An 18,123-nucleotide genomic window follows, 5' to 3' on the forward strand; every position below is an offset into this window, starting at 1 on the left:
GAACAGGCCGGCCGACGTCAGCGCCGCGAACGACCCTCCGACTGCGGCGTATCGGCCCCACGAACGTTTGCACGAGGCGCGGGCGTGTGGGTGACCACCCAGACACCGGAGGCGAAGGTCGACAGCACCAGCGCCAGCGCCAGCCTGCGGTACGCCGCCGTCCGGAACGGCGTCAGCGCCCGCGGCAGGGACCGCGCCGGCTTGCCCGACTGGCCGGGCTCCGGGGTCGGGCTCGGGTCGGGTGCGGTCGTGGTCACGGCCATGTCCCCTCCTTCGTCGTGAACTCTGTCAGTTGGGACCGACAGTTCCGCCGAAACTCATCGGCGTACTCACGAGTCTGGAAGTTGAAGGACGCTTGAGGTCAAGCCGTCAGCGCGTGGGCGTGACGGCGACCGGGGTGAGCGGCGACAGCTCGGTCGGGCATTCGTCGCTGTCGCAGAGGTTGTCCTCGAGGCGTTCGAGCAGCCGGAGCGCGACGCGCTTGTCGTCATCGGAGAGCCCCGCGGTGGTGCGCGTCTCCAGCTCTCCCCAGACGTCCGCGATCCGGCCGGCCAGCTCGCGCCCTGCGGCGGTCAGCGAGACGATCATCGATCGCCGGTCGGTGGGGGCCGGGCGCCGGGTGACCACGCCGGCCTGCTCCAGCCGCTGCAGGGTCTTGGTCGCGGTCGAGGCGTCGACGCCGAGAACCTTGGCCAGCTCACCCTGGGACTGATCGTCCTGCTCCCAGAGCCGCATCAGCATCAGCTCCTGGCCGGGGTAGAGACCCAGCTCGCGGAGCAGGTGCGCGGCCTGCACCCGGTGGACCCGGGCGAGCCGCACGATGGCATGGCTGAGCGGACCGTGGGCGGCCGCCGTCGCGGATCCCCACTTGTCGCACTCGGTGTCGTTCGTGTTGCTGCTCATCCTGGTCAGACGCTACTCCCCTTGTAGTTACTTGGTTGGCCATGTAGTTTCTTGGTTGACCAATAGTTGGCTGACCAACATTCTACAAGGAGACCTCTGATGTCCCGTTTGTTCGAGCCTGTGTCCGTCGGCAAGCTGACGCTGCCGAACCGCCTGGTGATGTCCCCGATGACCCGCAACCGGGCGACGGCGGAGGGCCACGCCACGGCCCTGATGGCCGACTACTACAGCCAGCGCGCCGGCGCCGGGCTGATCATCACCGAGGGGATCCAGCCGAGCGTGATCGGCCAGGGCTACGTGGACACGCCGGGCCTGCACGACGACGACCAGGTCGACTCCTGGCGCCAGGTCACCGACGCCGTACACAGCGCGGGCGGCCGGATCGTCGCCCAGCTCATGCACACCGGGCGGATCGGCCACCCGGCGTTCTACCCGGATGGCATGCACCCGGTCGCGCCGTCAGCGGTGCGCGCCGACCAGCAGACCTTCACCGGCACCGAGATGCTCGACCTGGTCGAGCCGCGCGAGCTGACGGTCGCCGAGATCGCCGAGACCGTCGCCGACTTCGCGAACGCCGCGCGCAACGCCATCGCCGCCGGGTTCGACGGCATCGAGATCCACGGCGCCAACGGCTACCTGGTCCAGCAGTTCCTGTCGACCAACACCAACCTGCGCACCGACGAGTACGGCGGCTCCGTGGCCAACCGGATCCGGTTCGCGGTCGAGGTCACCCGCGCGATCGCGGACGCGATCGGCCCCGAGCGGACCGGCCTGCGAATCTCTCCCGGAAACACCTACAACAGCATCTCGGAGACCGAGACTCTCGAGACCTACGTGGCGCTGGTGCGCGAGCTCCCCAACATCGCCTACGTGCACATCATGGAGTCCGCGAACCGCGACGTCACCGCCCGGCTGCGCGAGGAGTGGAGCGGCGCGCTGATCCTCAACCCGCACCCGACGCCCGACTCCTTCCCCGCGACCACGGACGCGGCCGAGCAGGCGGTCGCCGACGGCGTCGCCGACGCGACCAGCCTCGGCCAGGCCTTCCTCGCCAACCCGGACCTGCACGAGCGGGTCCGCGCCGGCGGCCCCTTCAACGAAGCCGACCCGGAGACCTTCTACGGCGGCGACCACCGCGGCTACACCGACTACCCCGCCCTCTAACCGCTGCCAGCGGAGCTCCGGGTTGACGCCCCGTGTTCACGCCGGAGCACGCTGACCCGGCCCGTATTGACGGGTCGTCCGTGAAAACCGGCCGGGTCAGCGCTCCTGAAGGTGAAGACGGGCCGGGTCGGCGGTCACGGCAGCCAGGTCATGGCGCCGCCGTGGCCCTCGGTCCAGGCGAGCGGGCGGCCGTCGAGGGCGAGGACGAAGCGGGGGTGCATCGACTCGCCGGGCGGGCGGAGCTCCGGGAGCACGAGCGGCGACTCGTTGCTGACCCAGTGACAGCTGCCGTCGGCGACGTGGGCCGTCATCATCGCGTGGAACCGGCGGCGATCCTCGGGCTCGAGGTAGGCGATCACCGCGGTGTGGAAGACCAGCGGGGTGCCGTAGCCGCGGATCTCCTCGAGCAGGCGGGGCAGCTCGTCGAGGAGGTTGCCCTTCCTGATGGCCGGCGGCTCGGCACGCGCCACCTCGACCGCCACCCGCAGCCGCTCGCGGCGCCACTCCTGCTCCGGGAAGACCAGGGTCGTCAGCCAGGCCATCGCGTCCTCGTCGTGGACGTCGAGTGGGTTGAGGTCGATCCCGCCGCGCCAGGCCACCTTGGGAAGTCCGGCCGGCACCGGCATCGGGCCGTCGACCTGACACGGCAGGGTGGGGCTGTCCGGCGGGCCGGCCAGGCCGCCGAGCGGCGTCCAGTCGTAGGAGTAGCGGTCGGGGTAGAGACACAGCCCCGCGCTGGCTCCGACCTCCAGCAGCGCCACCGGCCCGTCGATCATCGCGAACACCGGCGCCAGGTTCGCCAGCCGGCCGACCTCGTTGGTCTGGGTACGGCGCTCGAGGATGGTCGCGCGAATCGTCCCGTCGTCGGCGAGCAGTGCGTCGCGCAGCGCGTCGTACGGCGCGGGAGCGGGTACGCCGTGCCAGCGGGCGGCGGCAAACACGATGTTGGGCTGCTGCTTGAGCGGCGGCAGGGTCGCGATCCACGCCTGCACCTCAGCGTCTCCGGCCACGCCCGCGCACCACTGCGCGAAGCAGTCCGAATACCCCGCCGAGTAGGTCGCGAAGTCGGCATACTGACTGACTATGTCGTCGTATATCCGCATGCCTCACATGCTGCCGGAGCCGGCGGCCCGATGAGCAGCCAGGTGCCGGCCGAGCAGCCCCTGGGCCTGCTCCGAGACATCGACCCGCCGCTGCCGTCGATGGACATCCTGAGCGGCTACGGCGCCAAGATCCTCGACCCACTCCAAGCGGTGACGCTGCCCGGGCAGGCGGTCCGCAATACGGCGTACGTCGCCGACCGGCTGCTGATTCCCGCCAGCGTGCCGGACGCGACGTGGGGGCTGCTCCAGCGAGCGGCCGCGGAGCAGGGCTACCGGCTCGAGCTGGACGAGGCGGATGCCGACCGTCCCTTGGGGGTACGCCGGACCCGCATCGTCCCGGCTGGCGACCGCCCCACCGTCCCGCCCGACGCGTGGACCATCCTGCAGTGGGCCCGGTCGCTGGCCGCGCCCGACGAGCTCACCGGCGTCGGGCTCGACCACCTGCTCTTCGCGAGCGTCGGGGTGATCGGGGTGCCCTACCACTCGTCCCGGCAACCGCAACAGGCCGCTGCGACCCCGCAGCCCGAGGCCCAGCCGCCCGCGGCACCCGGCGACGCGGCCAGCCCACCGCCCGCGCCCGCACCAACGCCGCCGGCCCGTGACGACGCCGCGTTCGCGAGCTACGTCCGGCAGGGCAGCGGTGGCCGGCAGCCGGTGATCTGGAGCGGCCCTGCGCCACACCGCCGTTCCGACGACTCGCTGCCCGGTCGCCGGCCGGTGGTGGCCATCCTCGACAACGGCTGCGGCCGGCACCCGTGGCTGGACTACACCGTCCGGGCCAACCTGAGCCTCGACGGCCGGCCGATCGGCCTGACGCTGGCGGGCTTCGACCCCGAAATCTCCGGCGACCTGATCGGGCCGCTCGACGACTACAGTGATGCGGTCGCCGGTCACGGGACGTTCATGGCCGGTCTGGTACGGATTGCCTGTCCCGACGCCGACATCCTGGCCATCCGCGTAGTCAATCCGGACGGCGTGGTGGTCGAGTCCGACCTGATCGCGGCCCTCGGCGACCTGGCCGAGCTGGTACGCCGCAACAGCGAGGGCGAGCCCGGCGGCCGGCCGATCGACGTACTCGTGCTGTCCATGGGCTACTACCACGAGACACCCGACGCCGCCGCCGACCCGGCACTGGCCTGGGTGCTGGACGAGCTCGGCCGGCTCGGCGTGATCGTGGTGGCGGCCGCCGGCAACGACGCCACCACGCGGCCGATGTACCCCGCGGCCTTCGCGCCGTGGGCCACCGGCGACCGCACCGCCTACCCGGACCGGGTCCCGCTGGTCTCGGTCGGCGCGCTCAACCCCGACGCCACCGACGCGTGGTTCTCCAACGGCGGTCCGTGGGTCTCCGCCTGGGCCGCGGGCGCCTCGGTCGTCAGCACCATGCCGGACACGTTCCACGGCGGCCTGACCCCGGTGTCGACGTCCGATAACTTCGGCCGGCGCCGCAGCACCATCGACCCCGACGACTACCGCTGCGGCTTCGCCGTCTGGAGCGGTACGTCGTTCGCGGCGCCGACCGTCGCCGGCCGGCTCGCCGACGAGCTGCTGCGCGGGGACGACGGTGGCCTGCAGGCGGACGACGTACCGGCGGCGGTCGAGCGGGCACGCCGGGTGCTCGACCAGTGCCTCGGCCTGGCCGGATGAGTCCCGCGATGCGACCCGGCGGACGCCGGAGCCTCGGCGATCGGCTGCACCGGCTCGGCCGCAGCTGGCTCACGCTGGCGTTCGTCTGCCTGGTCGTCGTACCGCTCTACGCGCTGGTGCTGGTCGTCGTGGTCCGGTCGGACCTGTGGCAACTGGGCGGCGGGCCGTTCAACGACGAGCAGTTCAAGGCGCTGTTGCTGTTCCTCGGAGCCGCGCTCGGCACCGTCGCCACGGTCGTCGGCTTCCTGCTCACCAAGGCCAGCAGCGAGCGCTCTCTCGCCCAGCAGCAACTGGACTCCGCCGTACAGGCACTGAGCCTGATCAAGCAGGACGACGGGTACGCCGCCAAGGCGGTCACCGCTGGCGCCCTCGCGACGCTGGTGCACCTCGGCCATCCCGTCATCGCGATGCGCACCCTCCAGGCCGCCCTCGACGACGACGCCGTCGACCTCTCGACCGCCGTCTGGCTGATCGACCAGGTGCTGACCGCAACCCCGGTGCGCGGTGCCCGCGACGACCTCGTGGTCAGCAAGCAGGACGCGGTCGAGCTGCTGGCGACCCAGCTGCCCCGGCTTCCCGACGACGACCACCCCGGCAACGTCGCGTGGCCGCTGTGCGCGGTCGGCGCCTGGCCGCCGGACCTCGGCCAGCAGCCCGGCTGGCGGCTCATGCACACACTGCTCGGCCTGCTCGTCTCGCGCGACGCGGGCTGGTGGACCTCGCGCGGGCTGACCTGGTCGTGGGTGATCGCCAGTCTGGACCGGGCCGCCAGCGATGAGACCGTCGAGATCGGTCTCCGTCAGGAGGCCGCCCGGCACGGGCTGCAGCTGCTCGGCGCGCTCACCGGTGACGTCAACACCCTCTACGACACCGAGCCGCGGGACGCCGTGCGCGCGCGGCTGGCAGCAGTCGTGGCCGGCGCGGACGAGTTCGCCAACCCGAAGATGCGCGACGCGGTGACCGCCTGGGTCGACCGCGCGACGGCATAGGCGGGACGTCATACGAACCGTGAGTTGCTGCACGCGGGCCGGATGACGTTGCGCACGACGTCATACGAAACGAGAGCAATGGCGACCGGGCCGTATGACGTCCCCGCGACGGCTCAGGTGGCGTTCTTGTCCCGCCAGCGCCGCTCGAACGGCAGCCGCCAGGCGCGGGGGGCGATCAGCTGGTGGATCTGGTTGGGGCCCCAGGAGCCGGCGGCGTACGGGCGCACCGGGGGCTGGTCGTCGAGCAGCGGCTGGGAGATCTCCCAGAGCCGCTCGACTCCGTCGGCGGTGGTGAACAGCGTGTGGTTGCCCTTGACCGCATCGAGGATCAGCCGCTCGTAGGCCTCCAGCACAGAGCCCGCCCACGAGGTCTCGTCGACCGAGAACTGCATCGACTGCTTGTCGAGCCGGAAGCCGGGGCCGGGCCGCTTGCCGTAGAACGACAGCGACATCTTGGCCTTGTCGGCGAGGTCGAAGGTGAGGTGGTCGGGGCCGTGCTGGCCGATGCCGGACCCCTCGGGGAACATCGACTTCGGCGGCTCGCGGAAGCCGACCGAGATGATCCGCTGGCCCTCGGCGAGCTTCTTGCCGGTGCGCAGGTAGAACGGCACGCCCGCCCACCGCCAGTTGTCGACGAAGCACTTCAGCGCGATGAACGTCTCGGTCTCCGACTCCGGGTCGACGCCCTCGCCGTCGCGGTAGCCGACGTACTGGCCGCGGACGACGTTCTCCGGGCGGATCGCCAGCATCGACCGGAAGACCTTGTTCTTCTCCTCGGTGATCGCGTGCGGGTCCAGCGCCGTCGGCGGCTCCATCGCGATGAACGCGAGCACCTGGAACAGGTGGGTGACCACCATGTCGCGGTAGGCGCCGGTGCCTTCGTAGAACGCGGCCCGGCCCTCGAGCCCGAGGGTCTCCGGGATGTCGATCTGCACGTTGCTGATCATGTGCCGGTTCCAGATCGGCTCGAACAGGCCGTTGGCGAACCGCAGCGCCAGGATGTTGAGCGCCGCCTCCTTGCCGAGGAAGTGGTCGATCCGGAAGATCTGCTCCTCCCGGAACACCTTGTGTACGGCGGCATTCAGGGCCTTCGCGGACACCAGATCGGTCCCGAAGGGCTTCTCCATGATGATCCGGCTGCCCTTGGCGAGGTCGGCGTCGCGGAGCATCTCGATCACCGAGAGCGCGGCCTTCGGCGGGACCGACAGGTAGTGCAGCCGGGTCTGCGACTCGGTGCACTCCGCCTCGGCCTCAGCGACGGTCCGCTTCAGCGCGTCGACGCTGCCGCCGGGCGCGAACCACAGCTTCTTGGCGAAGTCGTCCCACTGCCCGTCGGTGACGTCCGGCGCGAACTCCTCGATGGCCTTCCGCGCGAAGTCGATGAACGACTCCCGGTCGTGGTCCTCCAGCGAGGTGCCGACGATCCGCAGCTCCGGCAGCAGCTCGGTGCGCATCAGGTGCAGCATCCCGGGCAGCAGCTTGCGGCGGGCCAGGTCGCCGGTCGCCCCGAACAGGATGACGGTGGTCGGTGGGCCGGGGTTGCCGGCCGTGGTCCTGGTCATATCAGGTCATGTCTCCTTGTCTGGGGCCGTCGCGGCGCGTCGTCCGGTGCGTGCGATGGCAAGGCGGAGGAGGGAGGCAGGCCGGTGGCCTGTCGACTGACGACAACGCAGCCAGCGTGCGTGCCGGGCGGCGCGCAGCAGGGCACAGACAAGGAGACATGACCTAACTGACTCCGATCCCCACGTAGGTCGTCGAGAGGTACTCCTCGATCCCTTCGAACCCGCCCTCGCGCCCGAAGCCGCTCGACTTCACGCCGCCGAACGGCGCGGCGGGGTTGGACACCAGCCCGGTGTTCAGGCCGAGCATGCCGAACTCCAGCCGCTCCGCCAGCCGGATCGTGCGGGCCAGGTCGCGGGTGTAGGCGTAGGCGACCAGGCCGTACTCGGTGCCGTTGGCGCGCCGTACCGCCTCGTCCTCGTCGGCGAAGGTCGAGATCGGCGCGACCGGGCCGAAGATCTCGACGCCGTTGATCTGCGAGTCCTCGGGTACGCCGGAGAGCACGGTCGGTGGGTAGAAGTAGCCCGGGCCGTCAGGCACCTTGCCGCCGGTCAGCAGCGTCGCGCCGTCGTGGACCGCGTCGGTGACCAGCTGGTCGATCGACTCCACGGCGTCGGGGTTGATCAGCGGGCCGACGTCGACGCCGTCGTCCTGGCCGCGGCCGGTCCGCAGCGCGGCCATCCGCTCGGCCAGCCGCGCGCCGAACTCCTCGGCCACCGACTCGTGGACCAGGAACCGGTTGGCCGAGGTGCAGGCCTCGCCCATGTTGCGCATCTTGGCGAGCATCGCGCCGTCGACGGCAGCAGCAACGTCGGCGTCCTCGAAGACCAGGAACGGCGCGTTGCCGCCGAGCTCCATCGACAGCCGCTGCAGCTCGCCGGCACTCTGCCTGACCAGGATCTTGCCGACCTCGGTGGAGCCGGTGAAGCTCACCTTGCGGAGCCGGTCGTCAGCCATCAGCTCCTTCGAGAGCGCGGCGGAGTCGCTCGTGGTGACCACGTTGAGTACGCCGGGTGGCAGCCCGGCCTCGGTGAGGACCCGGGCCAGGGCCAGCGTGGTGAGCGGGGTCAGCTCGGCCGGCTTGACCACCATCGTGCAGCCGGCGGCGATCGCCGGCCCGATCTTGCGGGTCGCCATCGCGAGCGGGAAGTTCCAGGGCGTGATCAGCAGGCACGGGCCGACCGGCTTCTTCATCGTGAGCAGACGGGAGCCGCCGGCCGGAGCGTGCATCCAGCGGCCGTGGACCCGGACCGCCTCCTCGCTGAACCAGCGCAGGAACTCCGCGCCGTACCCCACCTCGCCCTTGGCCTCCGCCAGCGTCTTGCCCATCTCGAGGCTGATCAGCCGGGCGAACTCATCGGCGTGCGCGGTGACCCCGGCGTACCCCGCCCGCAGGATCTCGCCGCGCTCCCTCGGGGCGGTCTCCGCCCACGCGGCCTGTGCGGCGACCGCCGCATCGAGGGCGTCGACCGCGTCGTGGACGCTGCCGTCGGCCGCCTTGGCCAGCTCGGTGCCGTCGGCCGGATCGAGTACCGCGAACCGCCCACCGGCATGCGCCTCGCGCCACTCACCTCCGATCAGCAGACCCGGATCTGACTGCGCGAACTCCAGGAGATCGGACATGCTCACAGCCTGACACACCCCCGGCTGGTCGAGCGGTCTTGGTTTCGAGACGGTTGCTGCACAGCCTCCTCAACCAGCGGCGGCCCTTGCTCGGGATTCGGCCGGAGATGTGACGAATCCGGGTGAGTGGAACCACACCTCCCAGATGTGGATCTGAGGCGTCAGCGTGGCAGACTGGAACAGATCCAAACCTTCCGGTGAGCGCTCCCTCCCTCTGTTCACCGGGAGTTGAAGGCGACAGCCGCCGGCACACCCTCCCAGTGCCCGCGGCTGTCTGCCATTTCACGCAGTAAGCGGCGGGAGGGAGCGGGCGTAGAGCCAGGCGTCGAAGAGTGCGTCGAGCGGGCGGCCGGTGGCGGCGGCGCAGTGGGCGATGAAGGTGCCGGAGCTGATCGAGCCGCCGGTGTGGTCGGCTACCCACGACCGCAGGATGTCGAAGAAGACCTCGTCGCCGACCTCGAGCCGGAGCGCGTGCAGGGTGAGGGCGCCTCGCTTGTAGACCCGGTCGTCGAACATCAGCTCCGGGCCGGGATCGCCGAGCAGCAGGTCCTGCGGCAGCTTGGCCAGCCGGGCGTGGTGGTGCCGTGCCCACTCGTCGGTCGAGCGCAGGCCGGACTCCTCCGACCACAGCCACTCGGCGTAGCAGGCGAAGCCTTCGTGCAGCCAGATGTCCTTCCACGCGGCGAGGGTCACGGCGTTGCCGAACCACTGGTGCGCGAGCTCGTGGGCGACCAGCCGCACCGAGTCCCACTCGGCCGACGCGAAGTTGCGGCCGAAGGTCGACAGCGACTGCGACTCCAGCGGGATCTCGAGGTCGTCGTCGGTGACCACGGCGGTGTACGACGCGAACGGGTACGGCCCGAACCGGTCGACGAAGAACGCCATCATCTCCGGCTGCCGACCGAAGCTCGCGTCGTACGCCGGGCCGTCGAGGTCGGTGGGCGCGACCACCCGCATCGGGACGTCGGTGCCCTCCTGCTCACGAACGGCGTACCGGCCGATCTGCACGGTCGCGAGATACGTCGCCATCGGTGCGTCCTGGGTGAAGCTCCAGGCGACCGCGGAGCCGCGGCGCGAGGTCGAGGCCAGCTCGCCGCTGAACGCGACGTGGTACGGCGGCGCCACGGCGATCGAGACCGCATAGCTCGCCTTGTCGTCGGGGCGGTCGTTGCAGGGGAACCAGGACGGCGCGCCGTGCGGCTGCGAGGCCACGATCACGCCGTCGTCGAGCTCCTCCCAGCCGGCGTCACCGAGCACCTTCGACCGCACCGGGCGCGGCGGGCCGGCGTACCGGACCCTGACCGTGAACCCACCCGAGACCCGCGACCCCGGCCGCACCACGACCCGGGACGCGCGGTGGGTGAACCGGGCCGGCTTCTCGTCGACCCACACCTTCGCCACCCGCAGGGAGTACAGGTCGAGCGCGAACGACGCGACCGGCTCCGGCGCGTGACAGGTCAGCGTGGCCTCGCCGTCGAGGCGGTTGCTGGCGACGTTGTAGCCGAGGTCGAGGTCGTAGTGCGCGACCGAGTACGACGCGTCCCCGTGGCCCGGGACATAGGGGTCGGTGCCGGTCATGCCCGTGCGTCCTCATCAGCGTCCCATGGCCCGATCGGGTTGCCGATCCAGCGGGTCCGGCTCGGGACCGCCTCGCCTCTCATCACCAACGACACGGGTCCAACCGTCGCATGCCGACCGATCTGGGCCGCGGGCAGGATCACGCTGTTGGGACCGAGGGTGGCGCCGGCGCCGAGCTTGACGGTGTCCATGCTGAGCACGCGGTCGTGGAACAGGTGGGTCTGCACCACGCAGCCCTTGTTGACCGTGGCGCCGTCGCGCAGCTCGACCAGGTCGGTCTCGGGCAGCCAGTAGGTGTCGCACCACACGCCGGTGCCGATCTTCGCCCCGAGGATCCGGAGCCAGACGTTGAGCGCGACCGTGCCCTGGGTGACCGCCGCGAACCACGGCGCCGCGAGCACCTCGATGAAGGTGTCCGCGAGCTCGTTGCGCCACACGAACGACGACCAGAGCGGGTGCTCGCCCGCACGGTGCCGGCCGACCAGCAGCTCCTTGGCCAGGGCGGCGACGACCGCGGCGACCAGGCCGGCCGTGATCAGGACCGGACCGCCGAGGAGCACTGCGAGCCAGAGGCTGCGGTCGGCGAGGGCGAGCAGGGCGGCGGCGGTGGCGGCGTACAGGAGGGCACCGAGCAGCACCGGGACCACACGGCACACCTCGACCAGCATCCGCGCCACCTTCAGCCGGGTCGGCGGCGCGTAGGTGCGGCTGGAGTCGGCGTCGCCGCCGGTGCGGCGGAGCTTGGTGGGCGGGCTGCCCATCCAGGACTGGCCGGCCTTGACCTCCCGGCGGGCGGGCGCCGCGGAGAGTACGGCGACCAGCGAGGCCTTGGGCACCTTGCGGCCCGCCGAGACCATTCCGGAGTTGCCGACGAAGGCGCGCTTGCCGATCTTGACGTTCTCGACCCGGATCCAGCCGCCGCCGAGCTCGTAGCAGCCGATCAGGGTGTCGTCGGCGAGGAAGGCGTGGTCGTTGACGTTGGCGAACCTCGGGATCAGCAGCACCGTCGACGCCTCCACACCGCCGCCGATCCTGGCGCCCAGCACCCGGAGCCACGCCGGCGTCAGCGCGCTTGAGTAGAGCGGGAACAGCCAGGTCCTTGCCTCATCGAGCACTCGGAGCGTGCCCCAGATCCGGACCCCGCTCGCCGAGCGGACCGGGTGGTGGCCGGCCTTCAGGCCGAGCCCGAACAGCCGGACCAGCAGCGCGATCGCGACGGTGAGTACGGCGTACCCGGCGAGCACCGCGACCGGGAGTAGCGGCAAAGCCGCCCCGATCGCCTCGCCCAGGCTGTCGGTGTCACGGATCGCCGGCCAGAGGACAGCGGCGCCGGTGAGTACGGCGAGTCCCGGCAGCGCCGCGATCACGAACGCCAGCACGCCGTACATGCCGAGCCACATCGACGCGCGCGGCGGCGGCTGGGTGGACCACGGGCCGCGGGCCTGGGTGGTGTGCAGCTCGGCGGGCGCGCCGGACCAGAACTGCTCGTCGGGCACCTCGCCGATCACCAGCGAGCCCGGCGCGATCTCCGCCTCCTCGCCGACGATCGCGCCCGGCCCGAGGGTGCTGCGGGCGCCGATCCGGGCTCCCGGGCCGATGCCGATCTCGCCGACGTGGAAGACGTCGCCGTCGATCCAGGTGCCGCTGAGGTCGACCTCCGGCTCGATCGCGGCGCCGTCGCCGACGGTCAGGAAGCCGGTGACCGGCGGCAGCGTGTGCAGGTCGACGCCCTTGCCGATGTTCGCGCCGAGCAGCCGCGAGTAGTACGGGAACCACGGCGCACCCGACAGCGCCGCCGCGGCCAGCTCGTCCTGGATCCGCTCGGCGATCCAGATCCGCAGATGGGTGCGGCCGCCGCGCGGGTGCTCGCCCGGCCGGACGCCTGCCAGCACGCCGCGGGCCAGCAGCGCCGCCAGCGTCATCCGGCCCGGCGGCAGGATGAAGACCGCGGCAAGCGCGGCCACCAGCCACCACGGGTACGACGGCAGCCAGTCCAACCACCGCTCGCCGATGGTCGAGGCGAGCGTCAGCCAGGCGAGCCAGCGCATCGCGGCCAGCGCCCGGAGCGGCACGAGCGCTAGGACCTGGCTCGCCTGGGTCCGGCGCGGGATCGGGGCCACCTTGCGGTCCTGCTTGACCGTGGTGCCGGCGAGCTCGTCGAGTGCGGTGGCCAGGGCGCCGACCTTGGGGTTGGCGTAGAGGTCGCCGACCGCGACCTCCGGGTAGCGCTCGCGGAGCCGGCTCACCACCTGTGCGGCGGTCAGCGAGCCACCGCCGAAGTCGAAGAAGTCGTCCTTGGCCGAGGTCACCTCGGCGCCAAGCACGTCGTTCCAGATCTCGGCGATCAAGGCCTGGTTGCCGGCGAGGCCGGACGTGGCCGCTGCCGCCCTCCCCGTTTGACTCAGCGGGAGCGGCCAGGGCAGCGCGTCGCGGTCGACCTTGCCCGAGGTGCGGGTGGGCAGCTCGTCGACCACGGCCAGCCGCGGCACGAGGGCGGCAGGCATCCGCTCCCGCAGGAGCTCGAGGGCGCTGGCTGCGTCGTACTGGTCGTCGACGGTGAGGTAGCCGACCAGCAGCCGGTTGCCGGAGTTGGTGGCGCGTACGGCGGCGGCCGCGCTGGCCACGCCGGGCAGCCGGAGCAGCTGGTCGTCGATCTCGCCGAGCTCGATCCGGCGGCCGCCGAGCTTGATCTGGTCGTCGGCGCGACCGGCGAAGACCAGGCCCTCGGGGTCGTTGCGGACCACGTCGCCGGAGCGGTAGGCACGGTCCCAGCCGAGGCCGGGCATCGCGGCGTACTTCTCGGCGTCCTTCTCCGGATCCAGGTAGCGGGCCAGCCCGACGCCGCCGATGATCAGCTCGCCCTGCTCGCCTTCGGCGACCGGGTTGCCATGGGCGTCGACCACCGCGAGGTCCCAGCCGTCCAGCGGCAGCCCGATGCGGACTGGGTCGGTGCCGTCCAGCAGCGCACCGCAGGCGACGACGGTGGCCTCGGTCGGACCGTAGGTGTTCCAGACCTCGCGACCGGGCTGCTGGAGGCGGGCGGCCAGCTCGGGCGGGCAGGCCTCGCCGCCCATGATCAGCAGCCGCACCTTGGCCAGGCTCTCGGCCGGCCAGAGGGCCACCAGGGTCGGCACGGTCGACACCACCGTGATGTCGTTGGCGACCAGCCAGGGCCCGACGTCGACGCCGGACCTGACCAGCGAGCGCGGGGCGGGGACCAGGCAGGCGCCGTACGCCCAGGCCAGCCACATCTCCTCACAGCTCGCGTCGAAGGCCACCGACAGCCCCGCCATCACCCGGTCCTCCGGCCCGACCGGGGCACCCTGCAGGAACATCCGGCGCTCCGCGTCCACGAACGCCGCCGCGCCGCGGTGCGTCACCGTCACGCCCTTCGGCGTCCCCGTCGAGCCCGACGTGAAGATCACCCAGGCATCGTCGTCGACCTCGGGGTTGTCCTCGCCTTGGTTTCGCGACGGTTGCTGCGCAACCTCCTCAACCAGCGGCGAGGGCGGCGGGCGGCGCGACGCGATGACCAGGTCGTTCCCGATCACCGCGGCGCAGGCGGACTCCTCGAAGACCACCCGGGCGCGCTCGTCGGGGTCGTCGGCGTCGACGGGGACGTACGCCGCACCGGCGTGCAGGATGCCGATGATCGCGGCATACAGCTCGGTGGTGCCGGACTTGATGCGTACGCCGACCTTGTCGCCCCGCCGTACGCCGATGTCGGCGAGCTGGTCGGCGATCTCGGTGGCGGCGTCGTCGAGCTCGGCGTAGGTCAGCGTCTCCACGCCGCTGTCGACCGCCAGCGCATCCGGGTGAGCGGCGACCGTGGCCGCGAAGATGTCGACCAGGGTCCGTGGCGCCGGTGCCCGCTCGCCGCCGAGAAGAGAGGGCAGCAGCTCGGCGGTCACCCTGCCATCTTCACCTATCCAGCAGCGGTCGCGGAGGCGCGTTCGGCCTTGATCAGGGCGGAGACGGCGTTTATCAGCGCGAGATGGGTGAAGGCCTGCGGGAAGTTGCCGAGGTGGCGGCCGGTGTGGGGGTCGATCTCCTCGGCGTACAGCTGCAGGGAGCCGGCGTAGGACAGCAGCTTGGTGCACAGCGAGTGGGCGCGCTCCAGCTCTCCGATCAGCACCAGTGCGTGCACCAGCCAGAACGAGCAGATCGTGAAGCTGCCCTCCTCGCCGTGCAAGCCGTCCTCGGTGTCCTCGACCCGGTAGCGCAGCACCAGGTCGTCCTCGGTCAGCTCGTCGGCGATCGCCAGCACCGTTGCCTTCACCCGGGGGTCGTCCGGCGGCAGGAAGCCGAACAGCGGGATGATCAGCACCGACGCGTCCAGCGCCTTGGTGTCGTAGTGCTGGGTGAACACGCCGCGGTCGTCGACAGCCTTGGCGAGTACGTCGGCCCGGATCTCCTCGGCCGCGGCCCGCCACTCGGCCGCCAGCTTCTCCTCGCCGCGGCTCTCGGCCAGCCGGGAGCCGGCCTCGGCGGCCATGAAGCAGGCCACCTTCGACGAGGTGAAGTGCTGCGGCCCGGACCGGACCTCCCAGATGCCCTGGTCGGGCAGCTTCCAGCGCTCGAGAGCCCGGCTGACCTGGGTCTGCACGATCTCCCAGAGGCGGTCGCCGATCCGGCCAGTCTTGGCGCTGTAGAGGTCGATCGCGCCGACCACCGCACCCCAGACGTCGTGCTGCTGCTGGTCGTAGGCGCCGTTGCCGACCCGGACCGGCTTCGCGTCGCCGTACCCGCTGAGGTGGTCGAGGGTGTGCTCGGTGAGCACCCTCTCGCCGCCGACGCCGTACATGATCTGCAGATCGCCGCCCTCGGCCTCGGCCACGTCGCACACGAAGTGGAAGAAGTCGTTGGCCTCCCAGTCGAAGCCCAGCACGTGTAGCGCCCAGAGGGTCGCGGTGGTGTCGCGGATCCAGGTGTAGCGGTAGTCCCAGTTGCGGACCCCGCCCGGCGTCTCCGGCAGTGAGGTGGTCGCCGCGGCCACGACGGCACCGGTCGGCGCGAAGGTCAGGCCCTTGAGGGTGAGCGCGCTGCGCTGCAGGAAGGTGCGCCACGGGTGGTCGGGGAAGCGGCCGCGGTCCAGCCAGTGCTGCCAGTGGTGGGCGGTCCAGCGCAGCCGGTCGTCGGCGTCCTCGACCGTGCGCGGCGGGGCGTGCTCGCTCCAGCTCAGCGCCACGAACCGCTCCTCGCCCTGCTTCAGCAGCGTCCGCGCGGTCGCGACCGAGCCCTCGAACCCGACGTTGAGGTCGGTGGTCAGCTGGAGTCGCAGGTCACCTCCCTTGGCGCTGCCCTCGGCCGTCGCCACCGCCTCGCGGTAGCCCTCGCCGACGTACTCCCACTGCGCCGGCCGCGCGCCGTACTCGAACATCGGCCCGCACTCCATCCGGACCTGGACCTGACCGTTGACGCAGCGCACCCGCCGCAGCAGGACGTGGTCGGCGTCGTAGTCGGTGGGCGCCCGCTTGTGGGTCCGGGAGCGCTCGTCGTCGTGGTGCCACGGGCCCATCAGCAGCGCGTCGGTGACCACCAGCCAGCCGCCCGGCGTCCACCAGCTGGTCTCGAGCACCAGTGTGCCGGGGATGTAGCGGCGCGCCGACGGGACCTCGACCCCGGCCGGCGCGATCCGGAAGGTCCCGGCGTCGCGGTCGAGGATCGAGCCGAACACGCTCGGCGAGTCCATCCGCGGCAGGCAGAGCCACTCGACGCCGCCGTCGTGGGCCACCAGCGCGGTGGTCTCGCAGTCGGAGAGGAACCCGTAGTCGCCGATCGGCGGGAACGCCTGAGGGGTGCCGGCCATGGATCGAGCGTACTCAGATGTGCGCCGACACGCCCTGCGGTGTGGTTGGCAGCTGGCCGGTCGCCGGCACCTTGCCCTCGTGTACGCCGAGCTGCACGGCCTCGCGGATCTGCTCGCGGTTCTCGGCGACGACGTGGGCGAAGAAGGCGTCGATCCGGGCGTCGGCGAGCACCGCCAGCACCACCCGGAACGCGGTGTCGGTCACCGACTGCACCACCTCGTCGTGGAACGGCAGCCGCCTCAGCCGGCCGGCGAGCTGGTCCTCCCGGATCTTCTCGGTCACGATCGCCCGCAGCTCGGACTGGTTGGCGGCCAGCGAGCGGGCCAGGTTCTGCGGGTAGTTGCCGGTCTCCAGAACCTTCACGACCTCGTCCATCACCGCGATCGTGATCGGCTTCTTGATGGCCAGCACGATCGGCTCGGCCAGCCGGTCGACCAGCCGGTAGGTGAACCGCTCGCCGAACACCCGGTCGGTCGCGCGAACAACCCGGACCACGAGCACCACGATCCGGATCAGCCGGAAGCCGCGCAGCGCCGGGTGTGCGATCGGGATCATGCCGAGGATCTCGTACCAGTTGCGCGCGATGAACCGGCCGTGCCAGCCGTCCTTGCGCCACCGCGCCAGGAACTCCACGGCGAAGACACCGCAGATCACCGCGTCGGCGACGAAGATCCGGTGGGCGGTCTGGTCGCTGTGCTCGAAGAACATCACGTAGAGCAGCAGCCCGACCGACACCACCGCCAGCGCGAGCATGAACCAGTCGGTCTTGGTCACCACATGCGTACGCCGCGCCATGCGGGCAGCCTAGTGTCGTGAGGCCGGAGTTCTTGGATGGTTGCCGTGGTCCAGGTGCGTGCAGCGCAAGGCCGACGAGCGAAGGCGTGCCAGCGGCACGTCGAGCGAGGAGAACGCAGCGATGTGCGTGCCTGGGCCGCGGCAGCCGCCAAGATCTCCGGCCTCACGACACTAAAGTGGGCGCGATGATCGTGGCGGCGTTGCGGGCGGCGGGGTGCGTGTACGCCGAGGAGGAGGCGGCGCTGCTGAGCGAGGCGGCCGGGTCGCCTGCCGAGCTCGATGCGCTGGTCGCGCGGCGGGTGGCCGGCGAACCGCTGGAGTACGTCGTCGGCTGGGCGTCGTTCGCCGGGCTGCGGATCGCGGTGGCGCCGGGCGTGTTCGTGCCGCGCCGCCGTACCGAGGTGCTCGCCCGCGAGGCAGCCGCACTGGTGGGCCCGTCGTCGGTGGTGGTCGACCTGTGCTGCGGGTCGGGCGCGATCGCGGCGGTGCTGGCGGAAGCCGGCGCACGCGAGGTGTACGCCGCCGACGTCGACCCGGTGGCGACGGCCTGCGCGCGCACCAACCTTGCGTCATACGGAGCGGTCGTTACTACCGCCGACCTGTATGACGCACTCCCCGAGTCGCTGGCCGGGCGGGTGGACGTACTGGCCGCCAACGTGCCCTACGTCCCGACCGACGAGATCGCGCTGATGCCGCCGGAGGCGCGCGACCACGAGCCCAGCGCCACGCTCGACGGCGGCGCCGACGGGCTCGACCTGCTCCGCAGGGTCGCGCGTGACGCGCCGTACTGGCTGGCCCCCGGCGGCACCCTGCTCACCGAGACCAGCGAGCGGCAGGCGCCCGCCGCGCTCGACATCGTCGAGGCATCCGGCCTCGACGCACGCATCGTCACCGACGACAACCTCGGCGCCACCGTCGTCATCGGTTCGCGATGAGCGCGCCCGGACGTCA

General features: G+C 71.6%; 13 protein-coding genes. 4 read left to right on the forward strand and 9 right to left on the reverse strand.

Translation table 11 applies throughout. The annotated features are described in order from the left end of the window. Nucleotides 1-17: 17 nt before the first annotated feature. Together DDV73_RS28460 and DDV73_RS17715 are read right to left on the reverse strand one after the other, a co-directional pair. Entirely contained in the window at nt 18-263 is a 246-nt protein-coding gene (locus tag DDV73_RS28460) for a hypothetical protein (RefSeq protein WP_109508597.1), read from the reverse strand. Nucleotides 264-369: 106 nt separating this feature from the next. Beyond that, nucleotides 370-903 carry a MarR family winged helix-turn-helix transcriptional regulator gene (locus tag DDV73_RS17715; protein WP_109508598.1) on the reverse strand — a complete coding sequence of 178 codons (534 nt, stop codon included), beginning with the start codon at nt 901-903 and terminating at the stop codon, nt 370-372. A 99-nt stretch (nt 904-1,002) separates the two neighbouring features. Between DDV73_RS17715 and DDV73_RS17720 the strand changes: the two genes are divergently transcribed. After that, nucleotides 1,003-2,067, forward strand: coding sequence for an alkene reductase (locus DDV73_RS17720; RefSeq protein ID WP_109508599.1), 1,065 nt, complete (start codon nt 1,003-1,005; stop codon nt 2,065-2,067). Nucleotides 2,068-2,201: 134 nt separating this feature from the next. Here the strand turns inward: DDV73_RS17720 and DDV73_RS17725 are convergent, their stop codons facing one another. Next, on the reverse strand, nt 2,202-3,170 hold the full coding sequence (locus tag DDV73_RS17725) for a DUF2332 domain-containing protein (RefSeq protein ID WP_109508600.1): 969 nt from the start codon (nt 3,168-3,170) through the stop codon (nt 2,202-2,204). A 30-nt stretch (nt 3,171-3,200) separates the two neighbouring features. Between DDV73_RS17725 and DDV73_RS17730 the strand changes: the two genes are divergently transcribed. Both DDV73_RS17730 and DDV73_RS17735 read left to right on the forward strand, forming a co-directional pair. Next, nucleotides 3,201-4,817 (forward strand): S8 family peptidase, encoded by a 1,617-nt coding sequence (locus DDV73_RS17730; protein WP_109508601.1) that lies wholly within the window; start codon nt 3,201-3,203, stop codon nt 4,815-4,817. A gap of 8 nt (nt 4,818-4,825) precedes the next feature. Then, nucleotides 4,826-5,806, forward strand: coding sequence for a hypothetical protein (locus tag DDV73_RS17735; RefSeq protein WP_109508602.1), 981 nt, complete (start codon nt 4,826-4,828; stop codon nt 5,804-5,806). Nucleotides 5,807-5,919: 113 nt separating this feature from the next. On the opposite strand, the gene zwf is transcribed toward DDV73_RS17735, so the two are convergent. From zwf to DDV73_RS17765, 6 genes are all read right to left on the reverse strand, one after another. Continuing rightward, on the reverse strand, nt 5,920-7,368 hold the full coding sequence (zwf, locus tag DDV73_RS17740; protein WP_109508603.1) for a glucose-6-phosphate dehydrogenase: 1,449 nt from the start codon (nt 7,366-7,368) through the stop codon (nt 5,920-5,922). A gap of 163 nt (nt 7,369-7,531) precedes the next feature. After that, on the reverse strand, nt 7,532-8,989 hold the full coding sequence (locus DDV73_RS17745; protein WP_109508604.1) for an NAD-dependent succinate-semialdehyde dehydrogenase: 1,458 nt from the start codon (nt 8,987-8,989) through the stop codon (nt 7,532-7,534). A 282-nt stretch (nt 8,990-9,271) separates the two neighbouring features. Then, nucleotides 9,272-10,567, reverse strand: coding sequence for a M1 family metallopeptidase (locus DDV73_RS17750; protein WP_109508605.1), 1,296 nt, complete (start codon nt 10,565-10,567; stop codon nt 9,272-9,274). Then, on the reverse strand, nt 10,564-14,478 hold the full coding sequence (locus DDV73_RS17755) for a Pls/PosA family non-ribosomal peptide synthetase (RefSeq protein ID WP_240617341.1): 3,915 nt from the start codon (nt 14,476-14,478) through the stop codon (nt 10,564-10,566). Before DDV73_RS17755 ends, DDV73_RS17750 begins: the two co-directional genes overlap by 4 nt. Nucleotides 14,479-14,492: 14 nt before the next feature. After that, on the reverse strand, nt 14,493-16,376 hold the full coding sequence (locus tag DDV73_RS17760) for a glycoside hydrolase family 15 protein (RefSeq protein WP_109508606.1): 1,884 nt from the start codon (nt 16,374-16,376) through the stop codon (nt 14,493-14,495). A 13-nt stretch (nt 16,377-16,389) separates the two neighbouring features. Then, nucleotides 16,390-17,172 carry an ion transporter gene (locus tag DDV73_RS17765; protein ID WP_206050938.1) on the reverse strand — a complete coding sequence of 261 codons (783 nt, stop codon included), beginning with the start codon at nt 17,170-17,172 and terminating at the stop codon, nt 16,390-16,392. Nucleotides 17,173-17,357: 185 nt separating this feature from the next. Here DDV73_RS17765 and DDV73_RS17770 point away from each other — a divergent pair, with 185 nt between their 5' ends. Beyond that, nucleotides 17,358-18,107, forward strand: a complete 750-nt coding sequence (locus DDV73_RS17770; RefSeq protein ID WP_109508624.1) for a putative protein N(5)-glutamine methyltransferase — start codon at nt 17,358-17,360, stop codon at nt 18,105-18,107. Nucleotides 18,108-18,123: the final 16 nt, after the last annotated feature.

Origin of the sequence: Nocardioides speluncae, from assembly GCF_003121585.1 — a bacterium.
GTDB lineage: Bacteria > Actinomycetota > Actinomycetes > Propionibacteriales > Nocardioidaceae > Nocardioides > Nocardioides speluncae.